Here is a 21,115-nt window from a genome sequence, read left to right on the forward strand (position 1 = left end):
GCCTGCGGTTCCGGGAGGATCGATGCTCCCGAGCAACCGAGGAGGACACAGCGCATGAGCCTGTACGACATCCCGCTGCACACCCTGGACGGCGAGCCGACGAGTCTGGCGGCCCACAAGGGGAAGGCGGTCCTGGTCGTGAACGTCGCGTCCAAGTGCGGTCTGACGCCGCAGTACAACGGGCTGGAGGAGCTCCAGAAGACCTACGCGGACCGGGGGTTCACCGTGCTCGGTGTGCCGTGCAACCAGTTCGCCGGACAGGAGCCCGGGAGTGCGGAGGAGATCGCCACGTTCTGCGCGGCGAGCTACGGGGTGACGTTCCCGCTCCTGGAGAAGACCGAGGTCAACGGGGAGCACCGGCACCCGCTGTACACCGAGCTGACGCAGTTCGCGGACGCGGAGGGCGAGGCCGGGGACGTGCAGTGGAACTTCGAGAAGTTCCTCGTCGGCACGGACGGCGCGCCGGTGGCCCGCTTCCGGCCGCGCACCGAGCCGGATGACTCGGTGCTCGTATCGGCCATCGAGGCCCATCTGCCTGCCTGATCCCGACGGCCCGAGGGCACGGCCAAGGCGCCTCCTTCACGGAGACAGGCGCCTTGGTCGTGGTGTACGCGCTCGCCTCCCGTCCGGGCCGCCTCGCCCCGCCTTCGACCGCGCGGGCGGCGGGCCCGCCTCTCCCCCCAGCCCCCTCAGAGCTCCGCGTGCGCTTCGAGCAGCGGCACGTCTGCGGGCTTCGCGCGGATGACCCCCTGGGGGTGCTGGTTGGCCAGGGCGGCAAGGGGAACCGGGCGGTTGTAGAGAGCTCGGGTCGCCTTCGGATGCAGGACTGTGGTGACCTTCCAGGGGTACCGGGCGTCCCCCGGTTCCTCCTTCGGGACGGCCGCCACCACCGTCAGGGCGGCGATCTCCTTCACCGGTGTGGCGAAGTAGATCCAGATGCGGTCCCCCGGCTCCAGGTAGCGGCGGGCAGCCAGGCACAGCACCATCTCCGGCCGTGTCGCGGCGAGTTCACGCACGTACTCCTTGGTTTCCGGTTCTCCGCCCGCGCTCGCCAGGGTCGGGTTCACGCAATAGATCCAGTCCTGCATGACGTGCACTCACTTCTGCCTCGGGGCCGGTGAGGGCCGTACGGATCCACGCCCCGCATCCGCGAGTGCCCGTTCGCCGCAGGACTACCCCTCCCCCGCCCGAATGAAGCACACCCCGCCCCCCGCCGGCCCGTGCCCTAGCGGATCGGCATGCCCGACAGGGTCCGGGCGATGACCAGGCGCTGGATCTCGCTCGTGCCCTCGAAGATGGTGTAGATGGCCGCGTCCCGGTGCATCCGCTCCACCGGATACTCCCGCGTGTAGCCGTTGCCGCCCAGGATCTGTATCGCCTGCGCCGTCACCTTCTTCGCCACCTCGCTCGCGTACAGCTTCGACATCGAGCCCTCAGCCGCGGTGAACGGCTTCCCGGAGACGGCCATCCAGGACGCCCGCCACACCAGCAGCCGTGCCGCGTCGATCTGGGTACGCATGTCGGCGAGCTGGAAGGCGACGCCCTGGTTGTCGATGATCGGGCGGCCGAACTGCTCGCGGGTCCTGGCGTAGTCGAGTGCGACTTCGTACGCGGCGCGAGCGGTGCCCACCGCCATCGCGCCGACAGCGGGGCGGGATGCCTCGAAGGTGGCCATCGCCGCGTTCTTCACACGCTCGCCGCCGCCCTTCGCCGCCCGCTCGCGGGCCCGTGCCAGGCGCTCGTCCAGTTTCTCCTTGCCGCCGAGCAGACAGGAGCCCGGGACGCGGACGTCCTCCAGGACGACCTCCGCCGTGTGGGAGGCCCGGATGCCGTGCTTCTTGAACTTCTGGCCCTGGGACAGGCCGGGGGTGGCCGGCGGAACGATGAAGGAGGCGTGCCCCTTCGACCCCAGGGCGGGGTCCACGCACGCCACGACCACGTGGACGTTGGCGATGCCGCCGTTGGTCGCCCAGGTCTTGGTGCCGTTGAGGACCCACTCGTCCTTGGCCTCGTCGTACACGGCGCGGGTGCGCATCGAGGCGACGTCGGATCCGGCGTCGGGCTCGGAGGAGCAGAAGGCGGCGACCTTCACGTCGTTGGCGTCGCCGTACATCTGGGGTATCCAGGTGCCGATCTGCTCCTCGGTGCCGTTGGCGAGGACACCGACGGCCGCGAGTCCCGTGCCGACGATGGAGAGTCCGATTCCCGCATCGCCCCAGAACAGTTCTTCCATAGCCATGGGGATGCCGAGCCCCGTAGGGTCGAAGTACTGCTGCGCGTAGAAGTCGAGCGAGTAGATTCCGACCTTGGCCGCCTCCTGGATCACCGGCCACGGGGTCTCCTCACGCTCGTCCCACTCGGCGGCGGCCGGACGCATCACCTCCGCGGCGAAACCGTGGATCCAGTCGCGGACCTGCTTCTGGTCGTCGTTGAGATCGAGCGTGAACTCGGTCATGTGCCCTCCAGCGCGTGCACGTTACTTGCGGTAACCCGAGTGTGTTACCCGCGAGTAGCCCCTGTCAACAGGTTGCCGGGGACGGGCAGTGTTACGTTGCGCGGGGGGCACGGTACGGATTCGCTTGGGGCGGGGAGAGCACACGATGGACACCACACACGAGGTCGCGCGGCAGACCGGGCAGTCCGCCGCGCAGCGTTCGTCGGCGGAGCGCCGGCGGCGCGAACTGCTCGAAGCGGCGGACCGGGTGGTGCTCAGGGACGGGCCGCAGGCGTCGATGAACGCGATAGCTGCCGAGGCGGGCATCACCAAGCCCATCCTCTACCGGCACTTCGGCGACAAGGGCGGCCTCTACCGCGCGCTCGCCAAGCGCCACACCGACGCCCTGCTCGCCGCCCTGCGTGCGGCGCTGGACGCCCCGGCCGACCGCCGCGAGCGGGTGGAGCGCACGCTCGACACCTATCTCGCCGCGATCGAGGCCCGTCCGCAGGTCTACCGCTTCCTGATGCACCCGGCCGAGGACGCCACCGCTCCGCAGCCCGAGCAGGGTTTCGACGTCGGGCGGCACTCGGCGCCGCTGCTGCGCCGGATGGGCGAGGAACTGGCAGAGGTGATCGCCGAGCGGGTGGACCTCGGCCCCGACAGCGAGCAGCTGGCCCGCGTCTGGGGCCACGGCATCGTCGGCATGATGCACGCCGCCGGCGACTGGTGGCTCGGCGAACGCCCGTGCTCGCGCGCCGCGTTGGTGACCAGCCTCGCCGATCTGCTGTGGGGCAGACTCGCCGCCGCCGGCGACCGCCCCGGCGGCCCGGGCTTCTGAGAAGCTCTCCCCCTTGGACGGCGGGTCCGCCAACGCTCCCTTGGGCGGCGGGGCCGCCCCCCGGGGGCGAGTGGGGCCTCCCCTGCTCGAGCGAAGCCGAGAGCTTGGGGAAGGGCGGGCAAGGGGGCGGCCCCCGGCGGAGCCGCACACCGCACCCCCGCCCGCCCCGGCTCCGTACTCACCGCCCCCTACCCGCCCCGTCCCCACGGCGCCTTCCGTACCTCCCGCAGCACCTTCACCTTCCGCCACCCCGTGAGCCGGTCCGGATACACCTTCCCGTCGAGGTGGTCGCACTCGTGCTGCAGACACCGCGCGAAGAACCCCGTACCGGTCACGGTGACCGGCTCGCCCTTCACCGTGAACCCCTCGACGACCGCATGGTCGAAGCGCGGTGTGCCCGCCTCGAGACCCGGCAGGGACAGGCAGCCCTCCGGCCCCCGTACGACAGGCCCTTCGGCCTCCACCAGGCGCGGGTTGACCACATGGCCCAGGTGGCGGACCTCCTCGTCGTCGGGGCAGTCGTAGACGAAGACCCGCAGCCGCTCGCCGATCTGGTTCGCGGCGAGGCCCACGCCGTCGGCCGCGTACATGGTGGCGAACATGTCCTCGACGAGGCGCGCGAGGTCAGGACCGAAGTCGGTGACCGTCTCGCAGGGGGTGTGCAGAACCTTCGCGCCGAGCAGGGTCATGGCGCGTACGGTGCCGGAACTGCCGGGAATGGGGCGGTGTCGCATGGACGCAAGGGTACGTTCACCGCCGCGTCCCGTACCGTCGACCCTGGTCGGCACCCTCCCCCACGGGTGCCGTGGTTCGGGCGGACGGCGGGACCTCGATAGGCTGAGCCCGGACTGTTGACCGGTGGACCTGGGGCAAGTGCGGCGCCGGATGCAAGGAGGACAAGTGACGATGGCAGGCAACACGGAGCCGTTGTCGCCGCGGGCCAAGCTGGCCGTGACGGCAGGCAAGGCCGCGGCGGCGGTGTCCCGCGCCGCGGGGCGCGGCAGCGGCTCGGTGATCGGCGGAAAGGTCGCGCTCAGGCTCGACCCGGACCTGCTGGGACGACTCGCGAACCACCTGGACGTGGTGCTTGTCTCGGCGACCAACGGCAAGACGACGACGACCCGGCTGATCGCGGAGGCCCTGCGGGCCAGCGGCCCGGTCGTCTCCAACGCGCTCGGCGCGAACATGCCGGCGGGCATCACCTCCGCCCTCGCCGGCGGCTCGGACGCGAAGTACGGCGTGATCGAGGTCGACGAGAAGTACCTCGCCGGTGTGGCGCGCGACGTGACGCCCAAGGCGATCGCGCTGCTGAACCTCTCCCGCGACCAGCTCGACCGGGCCGCCGAGACCCGGATGCTGGCCGAGAAGTGGCGCGAGGGGCTGGCCGGTTCGAAGGCCGTGGTCATCGCGAACGCGGACGACCCGCTGATCGTGTGGGCGGCCTCCTCGTCGCCGAACGTGGTGTGGGTGGCGGCCGGTCAGGAGTGGAAGGACGACGCCTGGTCGTGCCCCTCCTGCGGCGGTGTGATGCAGCGCCCCGGCGACGACTGGTTCTGCGGCGAGTGCGGTTTCCGCCGCCCGACGCCGAGCTGGGTGCTCTCCGGCGACCACGTCCTGGACCCGCACGGCTCCGCCTGGCCGATCCACCTCCAGCTGCCCGGCCGCGCCAACAAGGCGAACGCGGCCACCTCCGCCGCCGTCGCGGCGACCTTCGGCGTACCGCCGCAAGTGGCGCTGGAGCGGATGTACCAGGTGCAGGCGGTGGCCGGACGCTACGACGTCGTCCAGTTCCAGGGCCGTGAGCTGCGGCTGCTGCTGGCGAAGAACCCGGCAGGCTGGCTGGAGACGTTCTCGCTGATCAACCCGCCGCCGACGCCGGTGATCCTGTCCGTCAACGCCCGCGGCGCCGACGGCACCGACACGTCCTGGCTGTGGGACGTCGACTACACCCGGCTCGCCGGCCACCCGATCTTCGTGCTCGGCGACCGCAAGCTGGACCTCGCGGTGCGGCTCGAAGTCGCGAACCTGGACTTCCGGGTGTGCGAGACCCTCGACGAGGCCGTGCGGCTCGCTCCGCCCGGGCTGATCGAGACGATCGCCAACTACACCGCCTTCCAGGACCTCCGCCGCCGCGTCGGCAACTGACAGGAGCCGCAGGGACCATGACTCGAATGAACGACAACAGCCTGCGGCTGGTCTGGATCTACCCGGACCTCCTGAGCACGTACGGCGACCAGGGCAACGCCCTGGTCGTCGAGCGCCGGGCCCGCCAGCGCGGCCTGGACGTGCAGCGTGTGGACGTCCGCAGCGACCAGCCCGTCCCCACGTCGGGCGACATCTATCTGATCGGCGGCGGTGAGGACCGGCCGCAGCGGCTGGCCGCCGAGCGGCTGCGCAAGGACGGCGGCCTGAGCCGGGCCGTGTCCAACGGTGCGATCGTCTTCTCCGTCTGCGCCGGGTACCAGATCCTGGGGCACGAGTTCGTCAACGACCTCGGGCAGCGCGAGCAGGGCCTCGGTCTGCTCGACGTGATCTCCACCCGCGGCGAGGGCGAGCGCTGCGTCGGCGACGTGCTGGGCGACATCGACGCCCCGCTGAACCTGCCTCAGCTCACCGGCTTCGAGAACCACCAGGGCATCACGCACCTCGGCCCCACCGCCCGCCCCTTCGCCCGGGTCCGCCTCGGCAAGGGCAACGGCACCGGTGACGGCACCGAGGGCGCGTACAACGACACCGTCTTCGGTACGTACATGCACGGTCCCGTCCTCGCCCGCAACCCGCAGATCGCGGACCTGCTGCTGAAGCTGGCCCTCGATGTCAACGCGCTGCCGCCGACCGACGACCGCTGGTACGAGGCGCTGCGCGCCGAGCGCATCGCCAGCGCGGCACAGCCCGCCTGAGCGCGGTGCCGCCCACCTGAGACGGCATCAGGAGGAACGTCCAACCCTCGGACATCCGGTTCGGTCCCGTCATCCAACGCTTGTAGGGTGACGGGACCCGCCCGGACGACGTGGTCCGGTCACTCGGCCCACGTTGCAAAGGTTTTCGCGCCATGCGCATTGGTGTCCTCACCTCCGGCGGCGACTGCCCCGGCCTGAACGCCGTCATCCGTTCCGTCGTCCACCGTGCCGTCGTCGATCACGGCGACGAGGTCATCGGCTTCCACGACGGGTGGCGCGGTCTGCTCGAATGCGACTACCGCACGCTCGACCTGGAGGCCGTCAACGGCATCCTGGCGCGCGGCGGCACCATCCTCGGCTCGTCCCGGGTGCAGCCGGCGCATCTGCGCGGCGGGGTGGAGACGGCCCGCGGGCACGTCGCCGACCTCGGTCTCGACGCGATCATCCCGATCGGCGGCGAGGGCACCCTGAAGGCAGCGCACCTCCTCTCCGAGGCGGGGCTGCCCATCGTCGGCGTCCCGAAGACCATCGACAACGACATCGCGTCGACCGACGTCACCTTCGGCTTCGACACCGCGGTGGGTGTCGCCACCGAGGCGCTGGACCGGCTGAAGACCACCGCCGAGTCCCACCAGCGGGTGCTGATCGTCGAGGTCATGGGGCGGCACACCGGCTGGATCGCCCTGCACTCCGGGATGGCGGCGGGCGCGCACGCCATCGTCGTCCCCGAGCGCCCCTTCGACATCGGCGAGCTGACCGAACTGGTCGGCAAGCGGTTCTCGGCGGGCAAGAAGTTCGCGATCGTCGTCGTCGCGGAGGGCGCCAAGCCGCGCGAGGGGTCGATGGAGTTCAACGTCGGCAAGAAGGACCAGTACGGGCACGAGCGCTTCGCCGGTGTCGCCAACCAGCTCGCCATCGAGCTGGAGGAGCGCCTCGGCAAGGAGGCCCGCCCGGTGATCCTCGGCCATGTGCAGCGCGGCGGCACCCCGACCGCGTACGACCGCGTACTGGCCACCCGGTTCGGCTGGCACGCGGTGGAGGCGGCGCACCGCGGCGAATTCGGCATGCTGACGGCGCTGCGCGGCACGGACATCGTGATGGTGCCGCTGGCGCACGCCGTCGCGGAGCTGAAGACGGTTCCCGCGGAGCGGTACGCGGAAGCGGAATGCGTGCTCTGAACCCGTCCCGCTCCTGAGAACCGCCCCCGGCCGCCGACGCGGCCGGGGGCGGTTCTACTCTGGACCGGACAACCGGCACGAATCAGGAGTCAGCGGATGGATCACAGCGGGCACGGCATGAACATGGATCTGCCGCCGTTCACGCTGGGACGGGGCCTGGAGTTCTCCCCCGATCCCTTCTTCCTGATCGGAGGCCTGGCCGCGCTCGCCCTCTACGGGTGGGGCGTGGTGCGGCTGAACCGGCGCGGTGACGGCTGGCCGGTGGGCCGGACGGTCTTCTTCGTCGTCGGCGTGCTGAGCGTGCTCCTCGTGATGTGCACCAAGCTCAACGACTACGGCATGGTCATGTTTAGCGTGCACATGGTGCAGCACATGATCGTCAGCATGCTGTCGCCGATCCTGCTGCTGCTCGGCGCACCGATCACCCTGGCCCTGCGCGCGCTGCCGGTGTCCGGGCGCGGCCGCAAGGGGCGCAAGGGCCCGCGCGAGCTGCTGCTCGCGCTGCTGCACAGCCGGTACATGAAGATCATCACGCACCCGGCCTTCACCATTCCGCTGTTCATCGCCAGCCTGTACGGGTTCTACTTCACGCCGCTCTTCGACATGCTCATGGGCAACACGGTCGGGCACGTCGTGATGATGGTGCACTTCCTCGCCGTCGGCCTGGTCTTCTTCTGGCCGATCATGGGTGTCGACCCGGGGCCGCACCGCCCCGGCTATGTGATGCGGATGCTGGAGCTGTTCGCGGGCATGCCGTTCCACGCGTTCTTCGGCATCGCGCTGATGATGGCGTCCCAGCCCATGGTGGAGGCGTACAAGAACCCGCCCGTCTCGCTGGGTATCGACGCACTCGCCGATCAGAACGCGGCGGGTGGCATCGCCTGGGCCTTCAGTGAGATCCCGTCCGTGCTGGTGCTGATCGCGCTGGTCTTCCAGTGGTACCGCTCCGAACAGCGGGTGGCACGGCGCACGGACCGGGCGGCCGACCGGGACGGCGACCAGGAGCTGGAGGAGTACAACGCCTACCTCGCCTCGCTCCAGGCGCGCGGCAGCCGGTCCTGACCGGGCGGCGGGTCGGCGGCCTGCGGCCGACGGGTCAGCGGCCGCGGGTGGTCGCTGCCGTCCCCACCGTCGCGAGCAGGAGTACCACCCAGCCGAACCACAGCCAGCCGTTGCTGCCCATCGCCGCCGAGTACGCCGAAACGACCACCAGCGTGACCACGGTCAGCGACCCCATCGACTTGGATGAACCGGGCATACGCACCGCCTCCTTCGCGTGGGGGACATCGTCACCCGGCGGAGCGCACCTGCGCTACAGCAGTGCGGCGGTATCTCGTGCGACCTCGGGGGGCAACGGGTCGGGCGGGCAAGAGGCCGGCGCATCCGCCCGCGTGCGTTCCCGGCAACCGGCCCCGCCGCCCTCTCACCCGTACGGGGCGGCCGGTTGCGCCACCTGGCCCCGACGCGGGCGCTCCCGTCGGCGGCCGGAGAGGCCCCTGGGGTGACGTAGCGTACCCGCATGATCGTATTTGCACCGGCCGGGGTGTTCCTCCTGGCCCTCGTCGTCAGCATGCTGCGCGACCGCAGACGTCTTCGCAACGGCATCTACCTGGTCTTCGCCCTCTTCTTCGGCCTGCTCGCAGTGATGGTGAAGGCGGGGCAGGCACATCCCCGGCTGGCCGGGGCCATCGCCGTCTCGCTCCTGCTGCTGGCGGTCCTGTCGGCGTTCACGCTGGCGGTGTTCCTGGTCAGGAACGGGCTGACCATGCTGCGCAAGGAGGGACGCAGCCCGGCCAATCTCCTGTCCCTGCTGGCCGGTCTGGGCATCTTCGGCCTCGCGGCCATGCTGCTGACGACCGTCTCGACCGGCTGGCGGACGCTGGGCACGGTGACCGTGGTGGCGACCCTGGTCGTCGGTTACATCTCCTTCCTCTTCACCTGTTTCCTGCTGTACGCGCGGGTGTACGGCTGGCTCAGGCCGCGCGGGCGCTTCGACTTCGTGGTGGTGCTGGGCGCCGGGCTGATCCGCAACAAGGTGCCGCCGCTGCTGGCGAGCAGGCTCGACAAGGGCCGTGCGGTGTACGAGGCCCAGGTCGCGGCGGGCGGCACCCCGATCCTGCTCACCTCCGGCGGGCAGGGTCCTGATGAGGACCGTCCCGAGGGGCAGGCCATGGCCGAGTACCTGATCGAGGCGGGTGTCCCCGCGGACCGGATCCTGGCCGAGACGCAGTCGCGGACCACCGAGGAGAACCTGACGTTCAGCGGCGCCCTGATGCGGGAGCACGACCCGGACTACCGCTGCGTGGTGGTCACCAACAACTTCCATGCCTTCCGGGCCGCCCTCATGGCCCGCAAGACGCAGCTCAACGGGCAGGTCATCGGCTCCCCCACGGCCCGCTACTTCTGGCCGAGCGCGATCATCCGGGAGTTCGCCGCGATCTTCATGGAGCACAAGGCCGTCAACTTCTCCATGTGCGCGTTCCTGGCCCTCGTCGGATCCCTGTCCGGGCTCGCCTGAGGTTCCCGGCCCGGGCCCGTGCACGGCTCTCGGATCCGGGCACGCACCCGTGCCGGGTGGCCGGCCCGGGCCGGTGAGGTGACGCGGGGCCCCGCCCCCGTCACCGAGGGGCTGCGAGCACGGCCGCGAGGCCCTCCCGCAGATCTTCGACGAAGTACTCGGGGACCTCCAGTGACGGGAAGTGTCCCCCGGCTCCGGGTGTCCGCCACCGGACGATCCGCCGGTATCGCTCCCGCGCCCAGGGGCGCGGGCACTTCTCGACGTCGCGGGGGTACATCGTGAGTGCTGCCGGGACGTCGACCCGCAGGCCGGGATCGAGCGAGTTGTGGCTCTCGTAGTAGATGCGGGCCGCCGACGCGCCGGTCCGCGTCAGCCAGTACAGGGTGACGTCGTCAAGGATCCTGTCCATGGGAATCGTCTCGAACGGGCTGTCCCGGGTGTCGGTCCACTCGGCGAACTTGTCCAGGATCCAGGCAAGGAGCCCGACCGGTGAATCGACGAGCGAGTAGCCGATGGTCTGCGGCCGGGTCGCCTGCTGCTTCGCGTACGCCGCGCGGTGGCGCCAGAAGTGACGGGTCTCCTCGGCCCACGCGCGCTCGGCCGCCGTCAGGGCGTCCGTCGTCATCCCTGGCGGCGCCTCCGCGAACGTGGTGTGTATGCCGAGTACGTTCTGCGGGAACCTGCCGCCGAGGACCGTGGTGATGTTGCCTCCCCAATCGCCGCCGTGGGCGACGAACTTGCCGTAGCCGAGCCTGCGCATGAGTTCCACCCATGCGGCCGCGATCTTTTCTGTTCCCCACCCGGTGGTGGCCGGCTTGTCGCTGTAGCCGAAGCCGGGCAGCGACGGCACCACGACGTGGAACGCCGGCGCGTCCGCATCGCGCGGATCCGCCAGCTCCTCCACCACATCGACGAACCGGACGACACTGTCCGGCCAGCCGTGGTTAAGGAGCAGAGGGGTCGCGTCCGGGCGCGCGGACCGGCGGTGCAGGAAGTGGATTCCCAGCGCGTCAATGGTCGTGCGGAACTGGCCGATCCCGTTGAGGCGCGCTTCGAAGGACCGCCAGTCGTACCCGGTGCGCCAGTAGTTCACGACGTCGACGAGGTCGGCGAGCGGCACACCTTGTCCCCATCGGTGCGGGCCCGGCGCGGCGCCCCGGACGGTCTCGGCCTCCGGCAGTCGCGCCGCGGCCAGCCGCGCGCGCAGATCGTCGAGGTCGGCGTCGCTGGCGCGGGCTTCACACGCGTGGACGTCGCTGGTCGGACGGGACATGGGACCTCCTGGCCGTCGGGGATCCGGCCGCACACCAAGGCGAACCGGCTGTGCCGGTTCTACCGTCCCTTCCGCCGACACGCAACCGGCTAAGGTGGTTCCATGCGTACTGATTTCCCCGGCTTCCGCCTCGGCAGCGTGCTGGCGACCAGCTTCACGGGGACCCTGTCGGAGCGCCACGGCAACCCCGTGGAGCGCATTCCCACGCCGCAGCGGCTCGTCGACTGGCTGGCGGTGAACGGCCTCGTGGTGGCGTCCTGCACCGCCGCCCAGCTCGGCCTCGCCCGGGAACTGAGGGAGTCGGTGCACGCCGCCGCGACAGCGGCCGCGCTCCAGGACGCTCTCCCCGCATCCGCTGTCCACGTCATCAACGACTGCAGCACCCGGGGGCGCGCCGCGGCGGTCCTGACACCCGAGGGCACGCGGCGATGGCAGCTCGGCTCCGCGTCCGGCGTGGCCGATGCCCTCGGGGTGATCGCCGCCGACGCGGTCAGCATCCTCGCAGGTGAACGAGACGGGGCGTTGGCCCTGTGCGCCTCACCCACCTGCCGGGCGGCCTTCTTCGACACCAGCCGGAGCCGCACCCGCAGATGGTGCGACATGAACACGTGCGGCAATCGCCAGAAGAAGGCGCGCTTCCACGCCGGCCGGCGCGGCGACCCCGGCTCGGCGGAGTGACCGGCTCAGTCCGAGATGGCCACGCTGACCGGTGTGCCCGCCTCGACGGTGCGGCTGACGGTGCAGAGCCGGTCGTGCGACGTCTTCACGGCCCGGGGCAGGATGGTGCGGGCGCGTTCCGCCGACGGGCCGTCGGGGAAGGCCACGGAGAAGGTGACCGCGAGGTCCGTCAGCCGGTTGCCGCTCTCGTCCTCGACCTTGCTGCCGGTCACGGTGACGGTGAACGTGTCCGGTTCTTCGTGGCGGCTCGTGGCGACCTCCACGTCGGCCGCGCTGCAGCCGCCGATCGCCGCGAGAAACAGCTCGACCGGCGTGAACCCGGTGCCCTCACCGGTGTCGAAGCTCAGCACGTTCCCGCGCGCGTTGGTGGCGGTGAACCGGCCGGGACCGGCCCGTTCGATGGTGACGGAACGCAGCGAATTGGCAGTCATGGCGCCGACAGTACTGTCACGCCCCGGGGGCCGTCCCCCGGGCGCGCGCGAGGGTGGGACATCCCTTGACGGGGTGTCCCACCCTCGGCTTTACCGCGGGCCGCGGGTCAGCCCACGTGCCAGCAGCTGGCGGTGACGTCGTGGAAGGCCACATCCCCGGCCTCGGCGTGCGTCTGGTGCGCGAAGCAGCCGTGGATGTCGCTGGGGTGGGCTGCCGCCGGAGCAGCGGCGAGGAAGCCGACCGCCAGCAGACCGGCCAGTGCGATTGAGATGCGCCGAAGCATGCTTCTTCTCCTTCGTAGAGCAAGTGGGACTCGCCCCGACTCTGCATCAGCTGCCGCGGCACTGCACTTCGGGACGACCGACCGGGTGCGTTCGCAGCGCCCGGCTCGACGTCGCGAGGCCGCGCGTGCCGGGGTCCGGAGGGAGCAGTGGTCCGGCTGCTCCCTCCGGGGTGGTCAACCCGTTCGGCCCATGAGGCGGATGCCTGGCGGGCCCCGCGGCTTAGAGGGTCTTGCTCAGCCGGTCGGCGAGCAGCGAGGCGAAGCGCGCCGGGTCGGGCAGGTCACCGCCCTCCGCGAGCAGGGCGGTGCCGTACAGCAGCTCGGCCGTCCCGGTCAGCGCCGGGTCGTCGGCGCGCTGGTCGTGGGCCGCCCGCAGCCCGCTGACCAGCGGGTGCTGCGGGTTGAGTTCCAGGATGCGCTTGACCGGCGGCAGTTCCTGGCCCATCGCCTTGTACATCTTCTCCAGGGCGGGGGTGAGTCCGTCGGTGTCGCTGACCAGGCACGCCGGTGAGCTGGTGAGCCGGGTCGTCAGGCGTACGTCCTTGACGTCGTCGAGCGTGTCGTTGAGCCACGCCAGCATGGTCGTGTAGGCCTCGGCCTGCTCGGCGGACGGTTCTTCCTCGGAGGGCAGGTCGACCGCACCGCGGGCGATGGACTGGAACTCCGTCCCCTGGTGGTCCCCTACCGCCTCCACCCAGACCTCGTCCACTCTGTCGGTGAGCAGCAGCACCTCGTACCCCTTGGCCGTGAAGGCCTCCATGTGGGGGGAGTTCGCGATCTGTCCGCGGCTTTCGCCGGTCATGTAGTAGATCTTGTCCTGGCCCTCCGGCATCCGGGCGAGGTAGTCGGCGAGCGTGGTGGGCTCCTCCCCGGCGGTGGAGGCGAACGACGCGATGTCGAGGATCGCCTTGTGGTCCTCGGACGGGTCGAGCAGGCCCTCCTTGACCACGGGCCCGAACTCGCGCCAGAACGTGCGGTACTTCTCGGCGTCCTTGTTCATCAGGTCCTTGACGGACGCCAGGACCTTCTTCGCCAGCCGGCGGCGGATCAACTGGATGTGCCGGTCCTGCTGGAGGATCTCGCGGGAGATGTTCAGCGAGAGGTCAGCGGCGTCGACGACTCCCTTGACGAACCGCAGGTGGTCGGGGAGCAGTTCGCGGCTGTCGTCGAGGATGAAGACGCGCTTGACGTACAGCTGGAGGCCGTGCCGGGCGTCGCGCTGGTAGAGGTCGTGCGGGGCCCGCGAGGGCAGGAAGAGAAGTGCCTCGTACTCGAAGGTGCCCTCCGCCCGCATCTGGATGACCTCGAGCGGGTCGGTCCAGTCGTGGCCGATGTGCCGGTAGAACTCGTGGTACTCCTCGTCGCTCACCTCCGCGCGCGGACGGGCCCAGAGCGCCTTCATCGAGTTGAGGGTGTCGCCGCCGAGGCGGACCGGGAAGGAGATGAAGTCCGAGTACCGCTTGACGATCTCCCGGATCTTCCGCTCGTCGGTGTAGTCGTGGAGCGCGTCCTCCTCGTCGGCGGGCCGCAGATGCACACAGACCGACGTGCCCTCCGGGGCGTCCTCCACCGTTTCGACGGTGTACGTGCCGTCGCCGGTCGACTCCCAGCGCACGCCCGTCGCCTCACCGGCCTTGCGGGTGAGCAGCGTGGTCCTGTCGGCGACCATGAACACGGAGTAGAAGCCGACCCCGAACTGGCCGATCAGCTCCGCCGATTCCTTGCTCTCCTTGAGGCGCCGCAGCGTCTCGGCGGTACCGGAGCGGGCGATGGTGCCGATGAGCCCGATCACCTCGTCCCGGGACATGCCGATGCCGTTGTCCCGCACGGTCAGCGTGCGGGCCTCCTTGTCGGCCTCGATCTCGATGTGCAGGTCGTCCGCCTTGAGCGCCTCGTCCTTGAGGCCGGCCAGTCGTCGCTTGTCCAGGGCGTCGGAGGCGTTGGAGACGAGTTCCCGCAGGAAGATGTCCTTGTTCGAGTAGATCGAATGGACCATCAGCTCCAGCAGCTGCCGCGCCTCCGCCTGGAACTCCAGCGTCTCGGTACTCATGGCTTCCCTTCTGGTCGGTTGAGTTGCTCCGTGCGGCGTCCACCCTTCCAGAGGGCGTACGAAAGGTCAGCATCGGGTCGGCATGGGTACGACCAGGAGTGGTTACACGAGACGATGCCTGCCCATACACTGAGCGCCCCCCGAATCAGGCTCTGACCAGCATGAAGACGGCGCACGAAGCAGCCCGCCACAGTAGGGAGCAACCGGGTGTTCTATTACGTGCTCAAGTACGTGGTCCTCGGACCGTTGTTGCGGGTGCTGTTCCGGCCCCGGATCGAGGGGTTGTCGTACGTGCCCGACCAGGGGGCGGCGATCGTCGCGGGCAATCATCTGTCCTTCTCGGACCACTTCCTGATGCCCGCCGTGCTGAAGCGCCGGATCACCTTTCTCGCCAAGGCCGAGTACTTCACGGGGCCCGGGCTGAAGGGGCGGCTGACGGCGGCGTTCTTCCACAGCGCGGGGCAGATCCCGGTGGACCGCTCCGGCAAGGACGCCGGGAAGGCGGCGGTGCGCGAGGGGCTCGGCGTGCTGGCCAAGGACGAGCTTCTCGGCATCTATCCGGAGGGCACCAGGTCGCACGACGGACGGCTGTACAAGGGCAAGGTCGGGGTCGCGGTGATGGCGATCACCGCGGGGGTGCCGGTGGTGCCGTGCGCGATGGTGGGAACGTTCGAGATCCAGCCGCCCGGGCGGAAGATCCCGAAGATCAAGCGGGTGACCATCCGTTTCGGCGAGCCGCTGGACTTCTCGCGGTACGCCGGGATGGAGAAGGAGAAGGTCGCGCTGCGGGCAGTCACCGACGAGATCATGTCCGCGGTGCTCGCCCTGTCGGGGCAGGAGTACGTCGACCGTTACGCGGCCGAGGTGAAGGCCGAACAGGCCGCCCAGGGCAAGAAGTTCCCCCGGCTGCGACGCTGAGGGCGGAATCGCTCTCGGTGAAAGGGCCTTGGGGACGGTGATCGTCCGGCCTTAGCGTTCCCGGCATGACAAAGGGAAGCGGAACATCAAGGGGAAGCGCACTCGTGCTGGGTGCGACGGGGCAGATCGGCCGGGCCGCGGTGCGCGCGCTGGCCGCGGACGGGTGGGAGGTACGGGCGGGTTCGCGCGGCGGCGGCCGGGACGCGCTCTGGCCCGAGGAGGTGCGTACGGTACGGGTGGACCGGGAGGACGACGCCTCCCTGTCCGCCGCCGTCGGTGAGGGCACCGACGTACTGGTCGACATGGTGGCCTTCGCTCCGGCCCACGCACGGCAGCTGACGGCGCTGGGCGGGCGGATCGGTTCCGCCGTGGTCATCTCCAGCGGCGCCGTGTACGCCGACGACCGGGGCCGCAGCTTCGACACCCAGGAACAGCCGGACGGCTTCCCCCGCTACCCGGTGCCGATGGCGGAGACACAGGCCACGGTGGCTGCGGGCGATACCACGTACGGCACCCGCAAGATCGCGATCGAGCAGGAGCTGCTCGCCGCACCTCAGCTGCCCGCCACCCTGCTGCGGGCGGGCGCGGTGCACGGGCCGCACTGCCGCACCCCGCGCGAGCTGTACTTCGTGAAGCGGGTGCTGGACGGCCGCCGGGTGCGGGTGCTGGCGTACGGCGGCGAAAGCCGTTTCCACCCGGTGCACGTCGACAACCTGGCCGAGCTGATCCGGCTTGCGGCGGCGAAGCCGGGGAACCGGGTGCTCAACGGCGCGGACGGTGACGCGCCGACGGTCGCGGAGATCTCCGCGGCGATCGACCGTGTGATGGGCGCGAGCAGCGACCTTGTCACGTTGGACGGGCCGCCGCACGAGGGGGTGGGCGAGACGCCGTGGAGCGGCGGGCACCCCGTGGTGTACGACATGGGCGCCGCGGAACGGGAGCTGGGGTACCGGCCGGTGACCGGGTACGAGGAGTCGCTGCCGGCGACGGTGGAGTGGCTGGCGGGGCAGCTGGAGGGGCGCGGCTGGGAGGAGGCCTTCCCGAAGATGGCAGCGCGCGGCGACATGTTCGACTACGCGGCGGAGGACGCGTGGCTGGCCGGCCGCAGCGGGTAGACGTCCCCGGCGTCCGGATGCGGACGTGGGGAAGGGGCGGCAGGTGGGAGAGCACCAGCCGCCCCTTCGTTCACTCGGCCGGGGTCATCCCGGCTTCGGCGCGGCGTGCGGAGCGCACGTCACGTCGCGGCTGTCCAGCTTGCCGCTCACCAGGTAGGACTCGACCCGGCTGTCGATGCACGGGTTGCCCAGGTTGGTGATGCCGTGCGAGCCGGCGTCGCGCTCGGTGATCAGGCGCGAGCCCTTCAGCCGCTTCTGCAGCTCCACCGCGCCGGCGAACGGCGTGGCGGCGTCGCGCTCGGACTGCGTGATCAGGACCGGCGGCAGCCCCTTGCCGGTCCGCACCTCGGTGGCGTGCTGCTGCTTGACGCCCCAGGTGGCGCACGGCAGGTTCATCCAGGCGTTGGACCAGGTGAGGAAGGGGTACTTCTCGTGCAGCCGGGTGTTGTCCCGGTTCCACTTGTTCCAGCTGGTCGGCCACTTGGCGTCCGCGCACTCGACCGCCGTGTAGACGGCGTTGCTGTTCTCGGAGGCGATGTTGCCCGCGGTGTCGCTCAGGTCCGGACCCGCCCCCTCGACGAGGGCGGCGGTGTCACCGGCGAGGTACTTGCTCCACACCGAGGCGACCGGCGCCCAGCTGGAGTCGTAGTACGGGGCGCGCTGGAAGAAGTTGGTCAGCTCCTGCGGGCCGACGACTCCGCCGACGGGGTTCTTCTTGGCGGCGGCGCGCAGCTTCTCCCACTGCCGCTGGACCTTCTCGACGGTGTCGCCGATGTGGTAGGTCGCGTCGTTCGCGGCGACCCACTTCATCCAGTCCTTCCAGCGGCCCTCGAAGGCGATGTCCTGGTCGAGGTTGACCTCGTACCAGATCTTCTTCGTGGACGGGTTGACGACGCTGTCCAGGACCATCCGGCGCACGTGCGTCGGGAAGAGCGTGCTGTAGACCGCGCCCAGGTAGGTGCCGTAGGAGACGCCCACGAAGTTGAGCTTGCGGTCACCGAGTGCGGCCCGGATGACGTCCAGGTCGCGCGCGGTGTTGGGGGTCGTCATGTGCGGCAGCATCCAGCCGCTGCGCTCCTTGCAGCCCGCCGCGTACTCGGCGGCCAGCTTGCGCTGGGCGCGCTTGTCGGCCTCACTGTCGGGCACCGGGTCCATCTTCGGGGCCTTGACGAACTCCTGCGGGTCGACGCAGGAGATCGGCGTCGACTTCCCCACTCCCCGGGGGTCGAAGCCGACCAGGTCGTACGCCTTCGCGGCGCCCGCCCAGATCGGGTTCTTGGTGACCACCCGGCGCGGGAACTTCAGGCCTGAGCCGCCGGGGCCGCCCGGGTTGTAGAGGAGGGAGCCCTGCCGTTCCTGCGGGGTGCCGGTGTTGCCGATTCTGTCGACGGCGAGGGTGATCTGCTTGCCGTACGGCTTGCTGTAGTCCAGCGGCACGGTGACGAAGCCGCACTTGATGGGCTTCTCGAGGCCCCAGTCGGCCGGGCAGTCCTTCCAGGCGATGCCCGTGCGGGCCGCCCTTTCGGCGGCGACCTTGACGCCGTACGCCTCGGAGCCGCCGTGCTGCAGACGGATGTCCGCGCCCGGCCGCCTCTGGGTGTCGTCGGCGGTAGCTGCGGGTGCTGCCATCGCACCTGCTATGAGCGTGCCCGCGAGCAGGGTGCCGGCCGAGCCGAGCACTGCGGTGCGTCGCAAGTGGTTCCTCCCCCTGTGAGTTGACCCGCGCCCTCGAATGGGCGTCCGGCGGCATCATTCCGCCTGCTGGGCCACCGGCAACAGACCGTACTGGTGTTTCTTTGCCGAACCAATAACCGGTGCACCCTGTCCCGTTGAGCGGTACACCGCCCGCGACTGTGCATGAACCTGCCCTCACGGGTTATCCGGAGAACTCCAACACCTCTTCACACAACGGGAGTTCAGATGACCGGCATGGGGACGAGCACCACCCGTGGGCGCAGTGCCTCGGGCACCAACGGCCTGGCGGTCGCGGGACTGGTCTGCGGCATCGTCGGACTGCTCTTCTTCCAGATCATCCTGGGACCGCTGGCGATCATCTTCGGAATCGTCGCCTACCGTCAGACGGGCGGTTCGGGCATGTCGAAGGCCGCGATCGGCCTCGGCATCGCGGACCTGGTGGTCCTCGGAGTCCTGATCGCGCTCGCCGCGTCCTCGGGCGGCTTCACCTGGTACGTGGGTGGCTGACGCCCCTCACGCGGCCGGCGCGGCGGCCTGGCACCACTCCTCGGCCAGCACGCCGTCCAGCACCCTGCGTACCTCCCTGGCGTCCGGCGCGACCGCCGTGACCAGGAAAGCGGGCCCCGCGAGCGGGGTCAGCACCGCGGTCCCGCCGAGCAGGCGGGACCGCGGCTCCATGTCCGCCAGCAGTTCGTCCACCACCAGCAGCTGACCGACCGCGCGGTGGCCGCCGAGCACCGCACCCCCGTCCCATCCGCCGGGCGCGCCCGGACCGTACGCCAGCTCCTGGTCGAGCAGCGGGCGGCCGCCGCGGTGGACGGTGAGGCGGGTGGCGAGGGTGCCCGTGGGCTCGCCGTGCCGGCCGAGCACCTGCTCCTCGCGCAGCACCAGGCGGGCGGTGGCGTCGAGTGCGACGCGGGTGGTCATGCGCAGGTCGCTGCCCCGGCAGGAGATGAGCTGTTCCGGCAGCCAGCGCAGCTCGGCGTGAGCGCCCACCGTCAGCCGCACGTCGTACGAGGCGGGTACGGGCAGGCGGCCCGGCAGGGCGACGGTGGCCGCCGCCGCATCGACGGTCAGCCGGGCACCGTCCCGTACCTCCGCCTCGATCGCCAGCCGGTCACCGCCCAGCGGCGCGCTCATCGCTCCGACGACGGTGACCCTGCTGGTGCCGGGCGTACCGCCGTCCGCCCTGGTCCGGCGCAGGGCGAACGGTCCTTCGCTCTGCAGCACCGGCAGCCGGCCGCCGGGGGCGGCGACGATCCGGGCGGTGGCACGGACGCTCACGCGGCGACGCCCGCCGCGGTCCAGCCGGCCAGCTGGGCGCGCACCCAGTCGGCGATCGGCTTGACGCCCTCCCCGGACGTCAGCGATGTGAACACCACCGGGAGTTCCCCGCGCTGCTCCTTGGCGTCGCGGGCCATCCGTGCCAGGTCGGATCCGACGTACGGGGCGAGGTCGGTCTTGTTGATGACGAGAAGGTCGGCGGTGGTGACGCCGGGGCCGCCCTTGCGCGGGATGTCGTCGCCGCCCGCCACGTCGATGACGAACACCTGGGCGTCGACCAGTCCCCTGGAGAAGGTGGCGGTGAGGTTGTCGCCGCCCGATTCGACGAGGATCAGGTCGAGCGGGCCGACCGCGTCCTCCAGGTCCTCCACGGCTTCGAGGTTCGCCGAGATGTCGTCGCGGATGGCGGTGTGCGGGCAGGCGCCGGTTTCGACGGCCTGGATCCGCTCGGGCGGCAGGACCGCGTTGCGGAGCAGGAACTCGGCGTCCTCGCGGGTGTAGATGTCGTTGGTGACGACGGCCAGCGAGAGGGTGTCGCGCAGTGTGCGGCAGAGGGCGGCGACGGTGGCGGTCTTGCCGGAGCCGACCGGTCCGCCGAGTCCGATGCGCAGGGCGCGCCGGGAGCCGTCGGGGCGGGCGGCATCGGCGCTGACGGCGGACGCAGCCGTGTGGCCGTGGTCAAGGTGCATGGTGCGGCTCCTCGGTGCGTGCGGGGGGCGGAACGAGTGGAAGGTGTCGAGTGCATGCGGTACGGACCGGAAGCATCGGGGTGTTACGAGGCGAACAGGCGCACCGGCCAGGCCGCGTGTGCCTCCGCCGTGATGTCGAGCAGCGGCGCACTGGCTGCGGGCAGTTCGTCGATGACGCCACGCAGGGCCGCTTCTGCCGCCCGGCGCGCGACCTCGTCCATCTCCGGCGCGAGCCGCGCGAGTACGCCGGTGGCCTCGAACGGGTCCAGGCTCAGCAGCCGTACGACCGCGGTGGCCGCCCCGCTGACGCTCTCGTAGACGGCACAGTGCGCGGCGTCCTCGGGGCCGAGCCCCGCGGAGCGCGCGGCGAGCCCGAGCACGACGGGCTGGTGCGCCCCGCGGGGAAGGGCGGCGGCCAGTGCGTCGAGCCCGGCGGACGGCCAGGTGGCGCGGGCTGCCCGCATCATCTGGCGGCCGAGCTTGCGGGCGGTGGCACGCAGCGCGGGCGACGGGGTGCGGGCGTCCGCCGCCGCGTCGAGTTCCAGCGGGTCGAGACCGTGCGCGGCCGCCGCGGCGAGAGCGGCGGCCGTGAGCCCGCTGGTGTGCAGCCGTCCCCGGCAGAACGCGCCGAGGTCCCGGTGGTCGCGGATGCGCCCGGCCTTGACGGCTGCCTCGGCCCCGCCGGAGTGTGCGTGTCCCCCGGCCGGGAACCGCCCGTCGGCCAGTACCAGCAGCGCGGCCCGCGAACCGGTGGAGGGGGGCGGGGTGCCCGGGTGCGCGCCGGGCACCCCGGCCCCGGCCTCGGAAAGCAGCTCCATCTCTCCCGC

At 70.9% G+C, this 21,115-nt stretch carries 23 protein-coding genes; 11 read left to right on the forward strand and 12 right to left on the reverse strand.

Annotated elements, in window-relative coordinates:
- Positions 1-54 precede the first annotated feature (54 nt).
- Positions 55-543: a glutathione peroxidase gene (locus ACFWVV_RS07435; protein WP_384348751.1), complete on the forward strand. Its 489-nt coding sequence runs from the start codon at positions 55-57 to the stop codon at positions 541-543.
- A gap of 146 nt (positions 544-689) precedes the next feature.
- Here ACFWVV_RS07435 and ACFWVV_RS07440 read toward each other — a convergent pair whose 3' ends face one another.
- Entirely contained in the window at positions 690-1,088 is a 399-nt protein-coding gene (locus tag ACFWVV_RS07440; RefSeq protein ID WP_384348749.1) for a hypothetical protein, read from the reverse strand.
- A gap of 137 nt (positions 1,089-1,225) precedes the next feature.
- Positions 1,226-2,455, reverse strand: coding sequence for an acyl-CoA dehydrogenase family protein (locus tag ACFWVV_RS07445; RefSeq protein ID WP_384348746.1), 1,230 nt, complete (start codon positions 2,453-2,455; stop codon positions 1,226-1,228).
- A 145-nt stretch (positions 2,456-2,600) separates the two neighbouring features.
- On the opposite strand from ACFWVV_RS07445, the gene ACFWVV_RS07450 reads away from it, so the two are divergent.
- Positions 2,601-3,275 (forward strand): TetR family transcriptional regulator, encoded by a 675-nt coding sequence (locus ACFWVV_RS07450; RefSeq protein ID WP_384348743.1) that lies wholly within the window; start codon positions 2,601-2,603, stop codon positions 3,273-3,275.
- 188 nt (positions 3,276-3,463) lie between these two features.
- On the opposite strand, the gene def is transcribed toward ACFWVV_RS07450, so the two are convergent.
- The gene (gene def / locus ACFWVV_RS07455) at positions 3,464-4,009 is read right to left on the reverse strand and encodes a peptide deformylase (RefSeq protein ID WP_384348740.1); all 546 of its coding nucleotides are present in this window, start codon (positions 4,007-4,009) and stop codon (positions 3,464-3,466) included.
- A gap of 172 nt (positions 4,010-4,181) precedes the next feature.
- Between def and ACFWVV_RS07460 the strand changes: the two genes are divergently transcribed.
- The 4 genes from ACFWVV_RS07460 to ACFWVV_RS07475 all read left to right on the forward strand — a co-directional run bounded on the left by ACFWVV_RS07460 (position 4,182) and on the right by ACFWVV_RS07475 (position 8,415).
- Complete coding sequence (locus tag ACFWVV_RS07460) at positions 4,182-5,420, forward strand: MurT ligase domain-containing protein (RefSeq protein WP_384348737.1); 1,239 nt, start codon at positions 4,182-4,184, stop codon at positions 5,418-5,420.
- Positions 5,421-5,446: 26 nt separating this feature from the next.
- Positions 5,447-6,175: a type 1 glutamine amidotransferase gene (locus ACFWVV_RS07465; protein WP_384348734.1), complete on the forward strand. Its 729-nt coding sequence runs from the start codon at positions 5,447-5,449 to the stop codon at positions 6,173-6,175.
- 152 nt (positions 6,176-6,327) lie between these two features.
- The gene (locus ACFWVV_RS07470; RefSeq protein WP_384348731.1) at positions 6,328-7,353 is read left to right on the forward strand and encodes a 6-phosphofructokinase; all 1,026 of its coding nucleotides are present in this window, start codon (positions 6,328-6,330) and stop codon (positions 7,351-7,353) included.
- A 96-nt stretch (positions 7,354-7,449) separates the two neighbouring features.
- Positions 7,450-8,415: a cytochrome c oxidase assembly protein gene (locus ACFWVV_RS07475; protein WP_384357588.1), complete on the forward strand. Its 966-nt coding sequence runs from the start codon at positions 7,450-7,452 to the stop codon at positions 8,413-8,415.
- 34 nt (positions 8,416-8,449) lie between these two features.
- On the opposite strand, the gene ACFWVV_RS07480 is transcribed toward ACFWVV_RS07475, so the two are convergent.
- Positions 8,450-8,611 (reverse strand): hypothetical protein, encoded by a 162-nt coding sequence (locus tag ACFWVV_RS07480; protein ID WP_384357590.1) that lies wholly within the window; start codon positions 8,609-8,611, stop codon positions 8,450-8,452.
- A 261-nt stretch (positions 8,612-8,872) separates the two neighbouring features.
- Here ACFWVV_RS07480 and ACFWVV_RS07485 point away from each other — a divergent pair, with 261 nt between their 5' ends.
- Entirely contained in the window at positions 8,873-9,871 is a 999-nt protein-coding gene (locus ACFWVV_RS07485; protein ID WP_384357592.1) for a YdcF family protein, read from the forward strand.
- A gap of 100 nt (positions 9,872-9,971) precedes the next feature.
- Here ACFWVV_RS07485 and ACFWVV_RS07490 read toward each other — a convergent pair whose 3' ends face one another.
- Positions 9,972-11,144: an epoxide hydrolase family protein gene (locus ACFWVV_RS07490; RefSeq protein WP_384357594.1), complete on the reverse strand. Its 1,173-nt coding sequence runs from the start codon at positions 11,142-11,144 to the stop codon at positions 9,972-9,974.
- Positions 11,145-11,246: 102 nt separating this feature from the next.
- Here ACFWVV_RS07490 and ACFWVV_RS07495 point away from each other — a divergent pair, with 102 nt between their 5' ends.
- The gene (locus ACFWVV_RS07495; RefSeq protein WP_384357596.1) at positions 11,247-11,822 is read left to right on the forward strand and encodes a CGNR zinc finger domain-containing protein; all 576 of its coding nucleotides are present in this window, start codon (positions 11,247-11,249) and stop codon (positions 11,820-11,822) included.
- Positions 11,823-11,827: 5 nt separating this feature from the next.
- Here ACFWVV_RS07495 and ACFWVV_RS07500 read toward each other — a convergent pair whose 3' ends face one another.
- From ACFWVV_RS07500 to htpG, 3 genes are all read right to left on the reverse strand, one after another.
- Positions 11,828-12,253 carry an OsmC family protein gene (locus ACFWVV_RS07500; protein ID WP_384357598.1) on the reverse strand — a complete coding sequence of 142 codons (426 nt, stop codon included), beginning with the start codon at positions 12,251-12,253 and terminating at the stop codon, positions 11,828-11,830.
- A 107-nt stretch (positions 12,254-12,360) separates the two neighbouring features.
- A complete protein-coding gene (locus tag ACFWVV_RS07505) occupies positions 12,361-12,537 on the reverse strand; it encodes a hypothetical protein (RefSeq protein ID WP_384357600.1) in 177 nt (58 codons plus the stop codon).
- A 220-nt stretch (positions 12,538-12,757) separates the two neighbouring features.
- Complete coding sequence (gene htpG, locus ACFWVV_RS07510; protein ID WP_384357602.1) at positions 12,758-14,587, reverse strand: molecular chaperone HtpG; 1,830 nt, start codon at positions 14,585-14,587, stop codon at positions 12,758-12,760.
- Positions 14,588-14,794: 207 nt separating this feature from the next.
- Here htpG and ACFWVV_RS07515 point away from each other — a divergent pair, with 207 nt between their 5' ends.
- Together ACFWVV_RS07515 and ACFWVV_RS07520 are read left to right on the forward strand one after the other, a co-directional pair.
- Positions 14,795-15,505, forward strand: coding sequence for a lysophospholipid acyltransferase family protein (locus tag ACFWVV_RS07515; RefSeq protein ID WP_384357604.1), 711 nt, complete (start codon positions 14,795-14,797; stop codon positions 15,503-15,505).
- Positions 15,506-15,609: 104 nt separating this feature from the next.
- Positions 15,610-16,620, forward strand: coding sequence for an NAD-dependent epimerase/dehydratase family protein (locus tag ACFWVV_RS07520; RefSeq protein WP_384357659.1), 1,011 nt, complete (start codon positions 15,610-15,612; stop codon positions 16,618-16,620).
- A gap of 84 nt (positions 16,621-16,704) precedes the next feature.
- Here ACFWVV_RS07520 and ACFWVV_RS07525 read toward each other — a convergent pair whose 3' ends face one another.
- Positions 16,705-18,315 carry an alpha/beta hydrolase gene (locus tag ACFWVV_RS07525; protein WP_384357606.1) on the reverse strand — a complete coding sequence of 537 codons (1,611 nt, stop codon included), beginning with the start codon at positions 18,313-18,315 and terminating at the stop codon, positions 16,705-16,707.
- Positions 18,316-18,540: 225 nt separating this feature from the next.
- Between ACFWVV_RS07525 and ACFWVV_RS07530 the strand changes: the two genes are divergently transcribed.
- Entirely contained in the window at positions 18,541-18,822 is a 282-nt protein-coding gene (locus ACFWVV_RS07530) for a DUF4190 domain-containing protein (RefSeq protein ID WP_384357607.1), read from the forward strand.
- Positions 18,823-18,828: 6 nt separating this feature from the next.
- On the opposite strand, the gene ACFWVV_RS07535 is transcribed toward ACFWVV_RS07530, so the two are convergent.
- From ACFWVV_RS07535 to ACFWVV_RS07545, 3 genes are all read right to left on the reverse strand, one after another.
- Positions 18,829-19,599 (reverse strand): urease accessory protein UreD, encoded by a 771-nt coding sequence (locus ACFWVV_RS07535; RefSeq protein ID WP_384357609.1) that lies wholly within the window; start codon positions 19,597-19,599, stop codon positions 18,829-18,831.
- Positions 19,596-20,288 (reverse strand): urease accessory protein UreG, encoded by a 693-nt coding sequence (gene ureG / locus ACFWVV_RS07540; RefSeq protein WP_384357611.1) that lies wholly within the window; start codon positions 20,286-20,288, stop codon positions 19,596-19,598. The genes ACFWVV_RS07535 and ureG overlap by 4 nt, the downstream gene beginning before the upstream one ends.
- Positions 20,289-20,371: 83 nt before the next feature.
- A complete protein-coding gene (locus ACFWVV_RS07545; RefSeq protein ID WP_384357613.1) occupies positions 20,372-21,106 on the reverse strand; it encodes an urease accessory protein UreF in 735 nt (244 codons plus the stop codon).
- Between the last annotated feature and the right edge of the window lie 9 nt (positions 21,107-21,115).

The sequence above is a fragment of the Streptomyces sp. NPDC058663 genome (assembly GCF_042716745.1).
Classification (GTDB): domain Bacteria; phylum Actinomycetota; class Actinomycetes; order Streptomycetales; family Streptomycetaceae; genus Streptomyces.